At 68.2% G+C, this 11,488-nt stretch carries 14 protein-coding genes; all 14 read right to left on the bottom strand.

The features are described 5' to 3' along the window. Nucleotides 1-6: 6 nt before the first annotated feature. A complete protein-coding gene (locus tag ACLKOY_RS01955) occupies nucleotides 7-1,110 on the bottom strand; it encodes an EscU/YscU/HrcU family type III secretion system export apparatus switch protein (RefSeq protein WP_436452204.1) in 1,104 nt (367 codons plus the stop codon). Beyond that, a complete protein-coding gene (locus ACLKOY_RS01950; protein ID WP_140037234.1) occupies nucleotides 1,107-1,868 on the bottom strand; it encodes a flagellar biosynthetic protein FliR in 762 nt (253 codons plus the stop codon). Before ACLKOY_RS01950 ends, ACLKOY_RS01955 begins: the two co-directional genes overlap by 4 nt. Then, entirely contained in the window at nucleotides 1,868-2,143 is a 276-nt protein-coding gene (gene fliQ / locus ACLKOY_RS01945) for a flagellar biosynthesis protein FliQ (RefSeq protein WP_042541106.1), read from the bottom strand. Before fliQ ends, ACLKOY_RS01950 begins: the two co-directional genes overlap by 1 nt. After that, nucleotides 2,143-2,985, bottom strand: coding sequence for a flagellar type III secretion system pore protein FliP (fliP, locus tag ACLKOY_RS01940; protein ID WP_436452203.1), 843 nt, complete (start codon nucleotides 2,983-2,985; stop codon nucleotides 2,143-2,145). The genes fliQ and fliP overlap by 1 nt, the downstream gene beginning before the upstream one ends. A gap of 127 nt (nucleotides 2,986-3,112) precedes the next feature. Next, nucleotides 3,113-3,541, bottom strand: coding sequence for a flagellar biosynthetic protein FliO (locus ACLKOY_RS01935; protein WP_363570208.1), 429 nt, complete (start codon nucleotides 3,539-3,541; stop codon nucleotides 3,113-3,115). Nucleotides 3,542-3,543: 2 nt separating this feature from the next. Next, nucleotides 3,544-4,200, bottom strand: a complete 657-nt coding sequence (locus ACLKOY_RS01930; RefSeq protein ID WP_436452202.1) for a FliM/FliN family flagellar motor switch protein — start codon at nucleotides 4,198-4,200, stop codon at nucleotides 3,544-3,546. Continuing rightward, nucleotides 4,200-5,093 carry a flagellar motor switch protein FliM gene (locus ACLKOY_RS01925; protein WP_436452201.1) on the bottom strand — a complete coding sequence of 298 codons (894 nt, stop codon included), beginning with the start codon at nucleotides 5,091-5,093 and terminating at the stop codon, nucleotides 4,200-4,202. Before ACLKOY_RS01925 ends, ACLKOY_RS01930 begins: the two co-directional genes overlap by 1 nt. A gap of 35 nt (nucleotides 5,094-5,128) precedes the next feature. After that, on the bottom strand, nucleotides 5,129-5,938 hold the full coding sequence (locus tag ACLKOY_RS01920; protein ID WP_436452200.1) for an OmpA/MotB family protein: 810 nt from the start codon (nucleotides 5,936-5,938) through the stop codon (nucleotides 5,129-5,131). Beyond that, nucleotides 5,935-6,738: a motility protein A gene (locus ACLKOY_RS01915; RefSeq protein ID WP_436452199.1), complete on the bottom strand. Its 804-nt coding sequence runs from the start codon at nucleotides 6,736-6,738 to the stop codon at nucleotides 5,935-5,937. Before ACLKOY_RS01915 ends, ACLKOY_RS01920 begins: the two co-directional genes overlap by 4 nt. Continuing rightward, a complete protein-coding gene (locus ACLKOY_RS01910) occupies nucleotides 6,735-6,950 on the bottom strand; it encodes a flagellar FlbD family protein (protein ID WP_436452198.1) in 216 nt (71 codons plus the stop codon). The genes ACLKOY_RS01915 and ACLKOY_RS01910 overlap by 4 nt, the downstream gene beginning before the upstream one ends. A gap of 109 nt (nucleotides 6,951-7,059) precedes the next feature. Next, complete coding sequence (locus ACLKOY_RS01905) at nucleotides 7,060-7,701, bottom strand: pyridoxamine 5'-phosphate oxidase family protein (protein WP_436452197.1); 642 nt, start codon at nucleotides 7,699-7,701, stop codon at nucleotides 7,060-7,062. Beyond that, the gene (locus tag ACLKOY_RS01900) at nucleotides 7,698-9,665 is read right to left on the bottom strand and encodes a heavy metal translocating P-type ATPase (protein ID WP_436452196.1); all 1,968 of its coding nucleotides are present in this window, start codon (nucleotides 9,663-9,665) and stop codon (nucleotides 7,698-7,700) included. The genes ACLKOY_RS01905 and ACLKOY_RS01900 overlap by 4 nt, the downstream gene beginning before the upstream one ends. Before the next feature lie 139 nt (nucleotides 9,666-9,804). Then, on the bottom strand, nucleotides 9,805-10,971 hold the full coding sequence (locus ACLKOY_RS01895; protein ID WP_436452195.1) for a flagellar hook protein FlgE: 1,167 nt from the start codon (nucleotides 10,969-10,971) through the stop codon (nucleotides 9,805-9,807). Nucleotides 10,972-11,002: 31 nt separating this feature from the next. Further along, nucleotides 11,003-11,485, bottom strand: coding sequence for a flagellar hook capping FlgD N-terminal domain-containing protein (locus ACLKOY_RS01890; RefSeq protein ID WP_436452194.1), 483 nt, complete (start codon nucleotides 11,483-11,485; stop codon nucleotides 11,003-11,005). Between the last annotated feature and the right edge of the window lie 3 nt (nucleotides 11,486-11,488).

Here is an 11,488-nt window from a genome sequence, read left to right as displayed (position 1 = left end):
CCCGGCTCAGAGGCCGCGGCCCCTGGTGCTCGCGAAGGGCATCGTGTGCGTCCCCCTGGCCGACCCTCGGCGCTTGAGATGCTCGATGAAGGCGAGCACCTGGGCGACGGCGGTGTAGAGCTCTTCGGGGATCTCCCGCCCGATCTCGCAGGCGGAATGCAGTGCACGCGCGAGCGGGATGTCCTTGATCATCGGCACGCCGGCCTCCTCCGCCCTCTCGCGGATCTTCTGCGCGACGATCCCCGCCCCCTTCGCCACGACCCGAGGGGCCGATTTGCCCGGCTCGTACCGCAGCGCGACCGCGACGTGCGTGGGGTTCACGAGAACGACATCGCTCTCGCCGACCGCGGCGATCATGCGATTGCGGCTCATGGCGAGCTGGCGCGAACGGCGCTGGGACCGCACGAGCGGGTCGCCCTCACTCTTCTTGTGCTCGTCCTTGGCTTCGTTCTTCGTCATGTGGGTGTGCTTGCGATTGCGTCGAATCACCACGGCCACGTCGATCGCGGCCAGCAGGATGCCGACGGCGACGGCGACCTGCAGCAGCGCCACCGCTCCCCCGGCCGCCTGCTCGAGCAGCCAGGTGATGTTGTGACTGCCGCTGGCCATGAGCACAGGCACGAGCCCTGAGACGACGATCCACAGCGCGAGCCCGATCGCGACCGTCTTCAGCAGCGCCTTGGCGCCCTCCCAGAGCGCCTGCTGCCCGAACACCCGCTTCATGCCAGACACGATGTTGAACTGCTCGGTGCGCATCGTCACGCCCCGCAGATGGATGCCGCCCTGAGCGACAGCGGTGGCCGTCGTCGCGAGCAGCACGACCACCAGCATCGGGAGCAGGATGCCGCCGAGCGAAGCGATCGCCGAGCCGAGCACGTCCAGAGCCGCCTCGTCGGTGGGGTTCATCGCGACGGGTGTCACGGCGAGGAAGAGCTCGGTGACCACCTGCGTGCCCGAGGCGATCGTCGGCACCATCATCACGGCGGCGGCCGCGATGCAGACCCAGGCTGTGAAGTCCTGGCTGCGTCCGATCTGACCCTTCTTCCGCGCCTCCTTCAGACGACGCTCGGTCGCCTTCTCGGAGCGTTCGCCGCTGTCGGACTCGCTCATCGCGTCACCCCCAACAGCAGCCTCGCGGCCTCCTCCGCGATGGCCGCGACCACGCTGGGCAGCGCCGCGTAGACGAACCCGACGAGCAGCAGGGTGAGGCCGATCTTGATCGGGAAGCCCATCGCGAACGCGTTCAGGGCCGGCGCGACGCGGCTGACCAGTCCGAGCCCGACGTCTGCGAGGAAGAGCACGATGAGCAGCGGGCCGGCGATCTGCACGGCGCTGAGCATCATCTGCCCCGCAGCTCCCACGAGCGCCTCCGCCGGTTTGGCGAGATCGATCATGCCGGTGACCGGCACCGCGTCGAACGATCGGAACAGGCCGCCGAGCACGAGCTGGTATCCGTCCGAGGCGAACAGCAGCATGATCGCGGTCATCTGGAACAGCCGGGTGAACTGCGCGCCGTTGATCGCCATGCCGGGGTCGAACGCCTGCGCCAGCTGGAACCCGCCGAAGGTGTCGACGAGATGACCGGCGCCCTGGATCGCGCTGAAGAGCACCATCACGAGAAAACCGAGGAGTGCGCCTGTCAGGGCCTGCCCCGCCAGGGCGAGCATGAAGGCTCCGGTGTCGAGGCGCTCATACCCCGCTGTCACCACCGGCGAGACGGCGAGAGCGAGACCCACGCCGAGCATCGCGCGGACCCTCATCGGGATCGTGCCGTGGCTGAAGGGCGGAGCCAGCACCAGGAAGGCCGTGATCCGCACGCAGGCGAGCGAGGTCGCCTCCAGCCACGTGAAGTCGATGGGGATGTTCATCAGCCGCCGTTCAGCAGCGACGGGATCCGCGCGAACATCTCGTTCGTGAAGGCGATCATCTCGGCGATCATCCAGTGCCCGGTCACGAGCAGGGCGATGCCGACCGCGACGAGCTTCGGCACGAACGAGATCGTCATCTCCTGCACCTGGGTGATGGACTGCAGCAGAGAGATCGCGAATCCCACCACGAGGGCGGTGATGAGCAGGGGCGCGCAGAGCTTGGCCCCCACGATCAGCGCCGCCTGCCCGATGTCGATGACAGCCTCGGGGTTCATCAGCCACCCCCGTTGTACGACTGGACGAGCGCGGTGATGACCATGCCCCAGCCGTCGATGAGCAGGAACAGGAGGATCTTGAACGGCAGCGAGATCATGACCGGCGGCAGCATCATCATGCCCATCGACATCAGTGCGCTGGCGACGACGAGGTCGATCACGAGGAAGGGGACGAAGATGATGAACCCGATCAGGAAGGCGGCGCGCAGCTCGCTGATCATGAACGCCGGCACGAGGGTCTGCAGCGGGATGCTGGCGGCGTCCGCGGGGTTCTCCATCTGCGCCGCCCGGTGCATGAGCGCGATGTCCTCTTCGCGGGTGTAGGTGAGCATCCACTGCCGCAGCGGCTCCTGCGCGAGTTCGAAGGCCCTGCCGAAGTCGATCTGACCGTCGGTGAACGGCGCGACCGCGACGGCATTGATGTCGGTGAGCACCGGCCACATGATGAACAGCGTCAGGAACAGGCTGAGCCCGGCGAGCACCTGGTTCGGCGGGATCGAGGGCAGCGAGAGCGCGTTGCGGGTGAGGGCGAGCACGACGAAGATCTTGGTGAAGCTCGACATCATCAGCAGCAGTGCGGGGGCGACGCTGAGAACGGTGATGCCCAGCAGCGTCATGATGCTGTCGGATGGCGCTCCGTTGATGCCGTTGATCGTCACGCCGTCGCCGTCACCGTCACCGATCTGCGCCGGAAGAAGTGCGGCCGCATGTGCGCCGGCAGCCTGCAGCAGCACCAGCGCCGTGGCGACGACCACTGCGGCACCGAGGATCACCCAGGCGCGACGCGGCAGTCGCGGTGCGCGCGCAGACGGCGACGCGACGACTGCGGCGGGTACGGGCACGGCGGCACTCCGAAGATGGGTGACGTGGCCGATCCGTAGCCAGGGGGTCGAGCGATCCGTGCTCGCAGTCGACTATCGCGACACGACGAGGTGCTCGTAACCGCGACGGACGACGGGCTGAATGCCGTCAGGCGACGGAGCGCAGCGCGCGGTCGACGATGTCGTCAGGCATCTCGGAGACAGCGGGGCGCTTCTCCTCTGCGACGATCTCCTCCACCAGCGGAGGAGCCTCCTGCGTGTCGACGACGTTGATCCCGTGCTCGGTCACGCCGAGCACGTAGCGGATGCCGCCGAACTCGGCCACCACGAGCTGCGCCTTGCCTCCGATGCCCGACCGGGCCACCACGGTGATCTTCTCGGGCCGCGCGCGCGGGGCCGCCGCCGGACGCGAGGGCACGAGCTCCGACAGCTTGGCGAGCTTCTTCGGCATCAGTCCGGCGAGCGGGCTCACCCCCTTGGCCTGCGACTTCTGCAGGCGACGGCTCAGGAAGAGCAGCAGGCCGAGCACCGCTCCGAGCGCCACGATCGCACGGAGTGCGACGAGGATGTCGTCCATGGTCAGACCGTCTCGGCGCCGTCGAGGATGCGCTCGACCCGGATCGCGAAGTCGCCCTCCGCGACCACGACGGTGCCGTGCCCGATCAGGCGGCCGTTCAGCTTGATGTCTGCGGGAGACCCCGCGGCGCGGTCGAGCTCCACCACACGCCCCGGCTCGAGTGAGAGCACGTCGCGCACCGGCATCCGCGTGCGTCCGATCTCGACCACGAGCTCCATCTCGACGCCCGCGATGCGGTTCAACCGCTGGGGTCCCGCTGCTGCGGCAGACCTGGCGCCGTCGATGCGCACTGCTGCGCGCGCGACGACGCTGCCGTCGGAGTCGACCATGTCGAACACCTGCGTACCCGCATCGGTGAAGACCTCGGCGGCGGCGACCACCGCTCCGTCGCCGAGCGAGCCGCTGCCGAGCACGGCGGTGGCCGCCTCGAAGATCGGATGCAGTCGATCGGCCAGCGGTGCGTTCTTCGAGCCGTCCTCGAGCTGCGACGGATCGACGACCTGGATCGCGATGCGCGCGCCGGGGCTTCCGGTGAAGGTGACGACGACCGCTTCACCCGACGCACCGGGGTCGGTCGAGGGCGCCGGGATCACGGGGTAGCCGAACGGCAGCTTGCCGGCGATCGCCGCGGCGATGGCGGTCTCGTGAAAGGTGCTCATCAGTGGGTCTCCTCATGGGTGGTCGTGATCTTGCAGGTGAGGCGCGAGCCCCTGCTGCCGGGTGTGGCGAGGGCGATCCGGGTCTGTCCCGCCATGAGCTCGTACGGCCGGGTCTCGGGGTGCGGCAGGCGCAGCAGATCGCCCGGTGCGAGGTCGAGGATCTCGCCGGTGCCGATCGTGATGGGGGCGAGACGCAGCGTCAGCTCCAGCGGGGTGCTGCGCACCTGCTCGAGGGTGTGATCCGGCGCATGAGCGGTGGCGGCATCCGATTCCGTCGCTGCGAGGCGGTCCACCACTGCGGACGCGGGCAGCATGACGGTCGCCGTCGACTCCGAGTCCCCCAGCCGCATGATGTAGCGGGCGACGATCACCGCGGCCGTGGCGGAGATGACCTGCATGTACTGGGGGTTGTAGTGCACCGCACTGAATCTCGGAGCCCCGGGAAGCAGGGTGCCGAGGCTGGCGTGAAGGTGCTCGAACGTGCCCTCCATCAGGTTGCGGACGAGAGCGAGCTCGATCGGCGTGAAGGTGCGGGCTGCGGGAAGCGACGTGCTCCTGCCACCCATCATCTGCACGACCCACAGCAGGGCGCTGTCGAGGCCGAACTGCACGACGCACGGCTCATCACGATCGGCGAACGACCCCGCGACCATGGCCGTCGTGCCGGGGAGCGTATCGGAGTACTCCTCGTACGACACCAGGTCGACGCTCTCGAGCGCCAGGTGCGCCCGCACCCGGATCTTGTCCGTCAGCTGCGACGACCACAGCCGGGCGAACGACTCGAACGAAGCCTCGAGGTGCCGGGTGCTCTCGCGGCCGAGTTGGGCCGGCCGTCCGAAATCGTATGCCGGGTAGCGCACGGCGGGGTCATCGAGCACAGCGGTTGCGGTCATGACGGTCTCCTCGACGGTGGTGTTCACGTGAGCACTCATTCGTTCGCGGCAGCCGCGAGCGCGGGGATCAGCGCTCTCACCTGCTCTTCCTCGTTCGACTCGACGACGATGTCGACTCTGCGGTTGCTCGCGAGTGCCTGGGGGCTGTCGCCGGGCACGATGGGTCGAGTGTCGGAGAACGCGGTCGCCTTCACGCGTGGCCCTCCCAGGCCCTCGTGCTCGACCAGGAATCGAGCCACCTGGGTCGCGCGCCCTCCCGAGAGCTCCCAGTTGGTCGGAAAGGGAGCGGCCGACACTCTGTGGTCGGCGTGCCCCTCGACGCTGACCTGGTTGTCGACCGTGGCCAGCACGTCGCCGATGTTGTCGAGCACGGCATCCGCCTTGGCCGAGAGATCGGTGCTGTTGTCGGCGAAGAATGTCTCGGCGCCGACGAGCCCGACCTGGAGTCCCCGATCGTCGATCACGAACTGCACGGTGTCCTGCAATCCCTGGGCCGCCAGCGATGTGCTCATGCGATCACGCAGGCCCACGAGCGTCTCGAACTCGGTTTCCGCACGGGCGGCGAGGTCGACCACGCCGTCGTCGTCCTGCAGCTCCGGCGGCACGATCATTCCCTCTGCCGTGTCGGCGCCGCCCTCGGTGCTCTCCTGCCCGAAACCCGTCGCCAGGCTGTTCGCGAGCATCTCGAACTTCGTCTTGTCGACGTTCGACACCGCGAACAGCACGATGAACAGGCACATCAGCACGGTGACCATATCGGCGTACGAGACGGCCCAGCGCTCGTCCGGCTCGTCGTGCGAGTCATCCTCATGCCCGCGACCGCGAGCCCGACGGGCTGTGCTCACCGGACGCCCTCTGCCGGCTCCGGCTCACGCTTCTGCTTGCCGGCCTTCGGCTTGACGGTCGACAGCGCCTCGAGTCGCTCCTGCAGGAGGTGGGGCGCACTGCCGGCCTGGATCGCGAGCATCGCCTCCGAGACGAGGGTCATCCTCTCGAGCTCGACGGCCCCGATCCTGCCCAGTCGGCCGGCGATGGGGTTCCAGATGAAGTTCGCCGAGAGCAGGCCCCAGAGCGTCGCGACGAAGGCCGCGGCGATCATCGGACCGAGGTGGTCGGGTTCGTCGAGCTTCTCGAGCACGTGTGTCAGCGAGACCACCGTGCCGACGATGCCGATGGTCGGCGCATATCCGCCCAAGGAACCGAAGAACTTCGAGGCGATTCGGCTTCGCGACGATGCTGCGGCGATCTCGTCGTCCATCACCATGCGCAGATCCTCCGCATCGGTTCCGTCCGCGAGAGCCTGCAGCGCCTGCCTCGTGAAGTCGTCCGGTGCACTGTCGAGCTCCTGCTCGAGCGCGAGCAGCCCCTCACCGCGCGCCTTCTCGGCGTAGCCCACGAGGAACGGGATGACCGCCTCCGGCGTCGACTTCGGTCCGCGGACCATGCGGCCCAGGCTCTTCACCGCGAGGATCGTGTCACGCAGAGTGTGACTGGCGATGCCCACCCCGATCGTCGACCCGAGCACGAGGATCATCGGCGCGGGGATGAGCAGAGCCTCGAAGCTCGCCCCCTCCATCGTGATCATGGCGACCAGCGCGCCGAACGCGAGGATGACGCCGATGATGAACGCGGGATCCACGGTCACGCCCCCGTCTGCGAGGTCAGAACGTGGGCCGCGCCGAGGACGCGCGCACGGTAGGCGACGATCAGGTCGATCACGACGTCCAGGTCCTCCACGACCACGTACACGCGATCGTCGACCATGTGCAGCGTCGTGTCCGGTGACGCCTGGATGCGCTCGATCAGGTCGGGGTTCACCGCGAACCGGGTGCGGTCGAGGCGGGTGACGATGATCATCGGGTGGGGTCTCCGGGCTTCGGACGAGAGGGGGAAGTCTGCGCCGACTATCGCGACGCGGCCATCCCCCGGTAACCGGGCGGCCGGTCCACTCATGACGGTCTCCGCGTCAGCGGAACGGAGGGAAGTGCGTGATCGGCAGACGGCGCACGGCGTCGCGAGACTCACGGTGGTTTCGAGGCGCCGTGTCATCCATGGGTCGCGTCGGCTCCTGGGCGCCGATCGGCTGCTTCGCGATCGCACCCGCACGCGTTCCGGTACTGCCGCCGGACCTGTCGATGAACCGGCGCCCCGAAACTGAGGTGGGCTCGATGCAGACGTAGTTGTACTTCGCCGTCGGGCTCTGGGACGCCAAGAACTTCACACCCGAATCGTGGATCTCCTGGTCGCTGTCGAGGCGCCGCAGCCCACCATGCACGACCACACTCCACTGGAACCCCGACTCCTCTCCGTCGATCTCCAACGCGACGACCGGATGAAGGATGATCGCGGCAAGCTTCGAACCCGGCGCAGATCGAAAGTAGATCGATCCGTCATAGACGGTGTAATTCAGGGGGAAGATGTCAGGGGCGCCGTCTCGTCCGGTGATCGCGAGGCGGCCGAAGGACTCGGCCCCGAGGTGGCGCCAGCACTCCTCCGTCAGCAGATTCTCGACGCCGACGGATGCCTCGACATCAGTCGTGCCCGGGTGTGATTCGGATCCAGCCGTCATACTCACGTCCGGCCGGCCCTCGTCGCTCGGTGAAATCATGGTTCGTCCTTTCGTTGCTTCCATTCGATACCGACTGCTGACGCACCGGCAGGGCCGAAGGCCCCGCCGAAGCCATCCGTGACGGTGGCGACGGCGGAACGAGTCCTCTCGCGCTCGAGGGCGACGAGTCCGGTGGATGGACCTCCGAGTGCGCGGAGGGCATAGAGGATCGTCGCGAGGTCGACCGCCTCCTGGACGAGAGCGCCCGCGACCGCCGGGATGATCCCCGTCATCGCGATGAGCATGAGCCCCACGCTCAGCCCGATACCGATCCAGATCGCGGTGAGCGCCACACGCAGTGTGTGTCGTCCGATGGCGACCGCATCGACGACCTTCGTCAACGAGTCGACGAGGATGACGACGTCAGCGGCGTCGCCCGCGGCCGTCGCCCCTCGCGCGCCCATCGCTACCCCGATGTCGGCGGCCGCAAGCACTGGCGCGTCATTGACTCCGTCGCCGACCATCATCATCGGTCGCGGACGGAGGTCGGCGGCGAGCCTGACTTTCTCCGGTGGGAGGACCTCCGCGTGGACATCGTCGATCCCCACCTCGCCCGCGACGGATTCCGCGGTCGATCGGGCGTCTCCGGTCAGCATCATGATGCGCTCGATGCCGTGAGCGCGGAGCCAGGACACGACCGCGGGCGCCTCCGGTCGCGGCGCATCCGCGAGGATGAGGACGCCTCCGAACCGACCGTCGATCGCCACGTAGGCCGCGGCTTCACCCGTCCCGAGAGTCGCCCGCACGGTGTCGGGGGCGAGCGAGGTGACGAAGGCGGGCTTGCCGACGACGATGGTGCGACCGTCGATGACGGCCACCACCCCATTGGTCGCGACCTCGCTCGCGTCGTCGGAGCGATGCAGAGCGAGGCCACGTTCGGCAGCGGCGCGGCGGATTCCTTCGGCGAGCACATGGGACGAATACTGCTCGGCGGATGCCGCGAGCATCAGCAGCTCGTCTGCATCGATCCCGGTGGCTGGGCGCACATCGACGAGGTCGGGTCGCCCCTGCGTGAGAGTGCCCGTCTTGTCGAAGGCCGCGGACCGCACGCGAGCCAGCTGCTCGATCACTGCACCGCCCTTCATGATCACTCCGGTCTTGGCCGCCCGGGAGAGCCCGCCGAGGAATGCGACGGGAGCCGCGATGAGGAGAGGACACGGGGTTGCGAGCACGAGCACCTCGGCGAACCGCGTCGAGTCGCCGGAGATCGCCCATGCGGTGCCGGCCAGCACGAGTGCGACTGCGGTGAACGGAATCGCGAAACGATCCGCGAGACGCACGACCGGGGCGTGCGATTCTTCGGCTGCATGCACGAGCGCCACGATCTGCTGGTACTGACTGTCGGCGCTCGATCGCAGTGCGCGGATTCGCACGGCCCGTGCTCCGTTGATCGCTCCGGACAGCACCTCTCCCCCGGCATCGCGAGCCACCGGCATGCTCTCGCCGGTGAGCGACGATTCGTCGAACTCCCCCGACTCCGAAAGCAGCACGCCGTCGATCGGCACGATCTCGGCCGGGCGCACCAGCAGCGTGTCGCCGACCGACACGCTGTCGACCGCGACATCCCGAACCTCCTCCGAGTCCGGTGCCAGCGGATGCATGAGGACATGGGCGATGCGCGGAGACCGATCCAGCAGCGCCGAGAGATCTCGTTTCGCGCGGCGTCCCGCGAAGTGCTCCAGCGCTTCGCCACCCGCGAGCATCAGGACGATGATGAGCGACGCGATGTACTCACCGACCGCAAGCGTGGCGACCATCGCCACGACCGCGAGGATGTCGAGCCCGACGTGCCCGCGAAGCACGTCCCGCACCATCCCGACGATCGTCCAGACGACGAACGCTCCGACGTAGGCAGTGGCGATCCATAGTCCGACGGCGTCCATGCCGACGATGTGCAGAGTGAGCACACCAGCGAGAACCACGGCGGTGATGATGATCACGGGGTACCGCCGGACGAAGCGCATGGTCCCAGCTTCTCGCCCACCCGACCCCGGCGCCAGGGGTTGCGCTTCGCCCTTCGCCTCGCGACAGCGCGCACCCAGAGTCGCCGGGTCGTTCCGCACGGAACCCCGGCGCCGCGAGCCGGCGCCGGGTCCGTCAGTGTCAGCGCTTCAGCTGGGTGAGCTCCTGAAGTACCTCGTCGCTGGTCGTGATGATGCGCGCGTTGGCCTGGAAGCCGCGCTGCGCGACGATCAGGTTGGTGAACTCCTGCGAGAGGTCGACGTTGCTCATCTCCAGCGCACCCGAGACGAGGTTGCCGAACCCGGCCTGCCCCGGCTCGCCCATGCGCACGGCCCCGGAGTTGACGGATGCCCGGTATGCCGTTCCGCCGGCCTTCTCGAGACCCTCGGGGTTGGCGAACGTCGCCATGGCGATCTTGCCGAGCGTCTGGGTCGCACCGTTGCTGAACGTGCCGACGATGGATCCGTCACCGGTGATGCTGTACGACTTCAAGGTGCCGGCGGCCGATCCGTCCTGGTCGGACACGGCGACCGTCGACAGTTCCGCGTAGCCCGTGACCGAACCGAGGTCGACGCTCACAGCGCCGGCGGTGAGCGTGAGGCCCGCTCCGGTCTGCTTGCCGTCGGTGAAGGCCAGCGACCCGGTCGCACCGCTCGCAGGTTCGGTGACGTCCCATCCGGTCGCCGTCTTCGTGAAGGTCAGGCTGAGAGTCGACGGCGTGCCCTGCGCGTCGTAGACGGTGACGTCGCGCACCAGCTCATCGCCGGTCGCCGCCGTAGACGGAAGGTTGCCGGTGACGGTCGCAGCGGTCGTCGCCTTCGCGGGCGACACCGCATCGAGCGGGAGCACGATGTTGCCCGTCGCCTGGCCGGTGTTGACCACGCCGTCCTGGGCGGACCAGCCCTGCACCACCGAGCCGTCTGCGGTGACCATCTTGCCCGTGGGGTCGAACGAGAATCCGCCCGCGCGGGTGTACAGGGTCTCGCCACCCGACCGGACGGCGAAGAATCCATCGCCCGAGATCATGAGGTCGCCTCCTCGGCCGGTCGCCTGCGCCGAGCCCTGCGCGAAGTTGGTGCGCACGCCGGCGACCTGCACGCCAAGACCGACCTGGGCGGGGTTGCGACCGCCGACCTCGTCGTCGGGGATGCCGGGGTTGCCGATGAGCTGCGACAGCGAATCCTGGAACAGCACGGACGAGCCCTTGAACCCGGCCGTGTTGACGTTCGCGATGTTGTTGCCGGTGACGTCGAGCATGGTCTGGTGCGAGCGGAGGCCGGAGATTCCGGAGTAGAGCGAGCGGAGCATGGGGTTCTCTCTTCCTGGGGTGAGACGGAGATCAGACTGCGGCGGGGGTGGGCGCAGCGGGGGTGGTCGGTGCCGGGGTGGTCGGCGCGGGGGTGCTTGGTGCGGTGGTGACGCCGGTGATGACGTCGAGCGCGACGGTCTTGTCGCCGATGGTCACTTGCGGGACGGGGCCGTCGAACGAGACCTTGGTCACGACGCCCGAGACGGTCTTGCCGTCGGCATCCTTGTAGCTCGCCTCCTGGCCGATGAGGGCGCTCGCCGCTTGACGCATGTTCAGGGCGAACGCCTCGGCACCGCTGTCGGCGAGTGCCGTCAGCTGCTCCATCATGGCCAGTTGGGTGGTCTGCGAGATCATCTCGTTGGTGTCCATCGGGCTCGACGGATCCTGGTGCGTCAGCTGGGTGACCAGGAGTTTGAGGAACACCTCTCCGTCGAGCACCTGTTTGCGGGCTGCGGGGTCGGTGGTGCCTCCCGTGTGGATCGAGCTCGGGGCGCTCACGGCGTCGACAGTCATTCG

This window comes from Microbacterium sp. K2, assembly GCF_051365005.1.
Classification (GTDB): Bacteria; Actinomycetota; Actinomycetes; order Actinomycetales; family Microbacteriaceae; genus Microbacterium; species Microbacterium foliorum_B.
This window is presented reverse-complemented; position numbering and strand designations above follow the sequence as displayed.

Coding starts and splice junctions, on each gene's coding strand:
- ACLKOY_RS01955 (WP_436452204.1), bottom strand. CDS start 1,110: ATGAGCGAGTCCGACAGCGGCGAACGCTCCGAGAAGGCGACCGAGCGT.
- ACLKOY_RS01950 (WP_140037234.1), bottom strand. CDS start 1,868: ATGAACATCCCCATCGACTTCACGTGGCTGGAGGCGACCTCGCTCGCC.
- fliQ (WP_042541106.1), bottom strand. CDS start 2,143: ATGAACCCCGAGGCTGTCATCGACATCGGGCAGGCGGCGCTGATCGTG.
- ACLKOY_RS01935 (WP_363570208.1), bottom strand. CDS start 3,541: ATGGACGACATCCTCGTCGCACTCCGTGCGATCGTGGCGCTCGGAGCG.
- ACLKOY_RS01930 (WP_436452202.1), bottom strand. CDS start 4,200: ATGAGCACCTTTCACGAGACCGCCATCGCCGCGGCGATCGCCGGCAAG.
- ACLKOY_RS01925 (WP_436452201.1), bottom strand. CDS start 5,093: ATGACCGCAACCGCTGTGCTCGATGACCCCGCCGTGCGCTACCCGGCA.
- ACLKOY_RS01910 (WP_436452198.1), bottom strand. CDS start 6,950: ATGATCATCGTCACCCGCCTCGACCGCACCCGGTTCGCGGTGAACCCC.
- ACLKOY_RS01905 (WP_436452197.1), bottom strand. CDS start 7,701: ATGATTTCACCGAGCGACGAGGGCCGGCCGGACGTGAGTATGACGGCT.
- ACLKOY_RS01900 (WP_436452196.1), bottom strand. CDS start 9,665: ATGCGCTTCGTCCGGCGGTACCCCGTGATCATCATCACCGCCGTGGTT.
- ACLKOY_RS01895 (WP_436452195.1), bottom strand. CDS start 10,971: ATGCTCCGCTCGCTCTACTCCGGAATCTCCGGCCTCCGCTCGCACCAG.
- ACLKOY_RS01890 (WP_436452194.1), bottom strand. CDS start 11,485: ATGACTGTCGACGCCGTGAGCGCCCCGAGCTCGATCCACACGGGAGGC.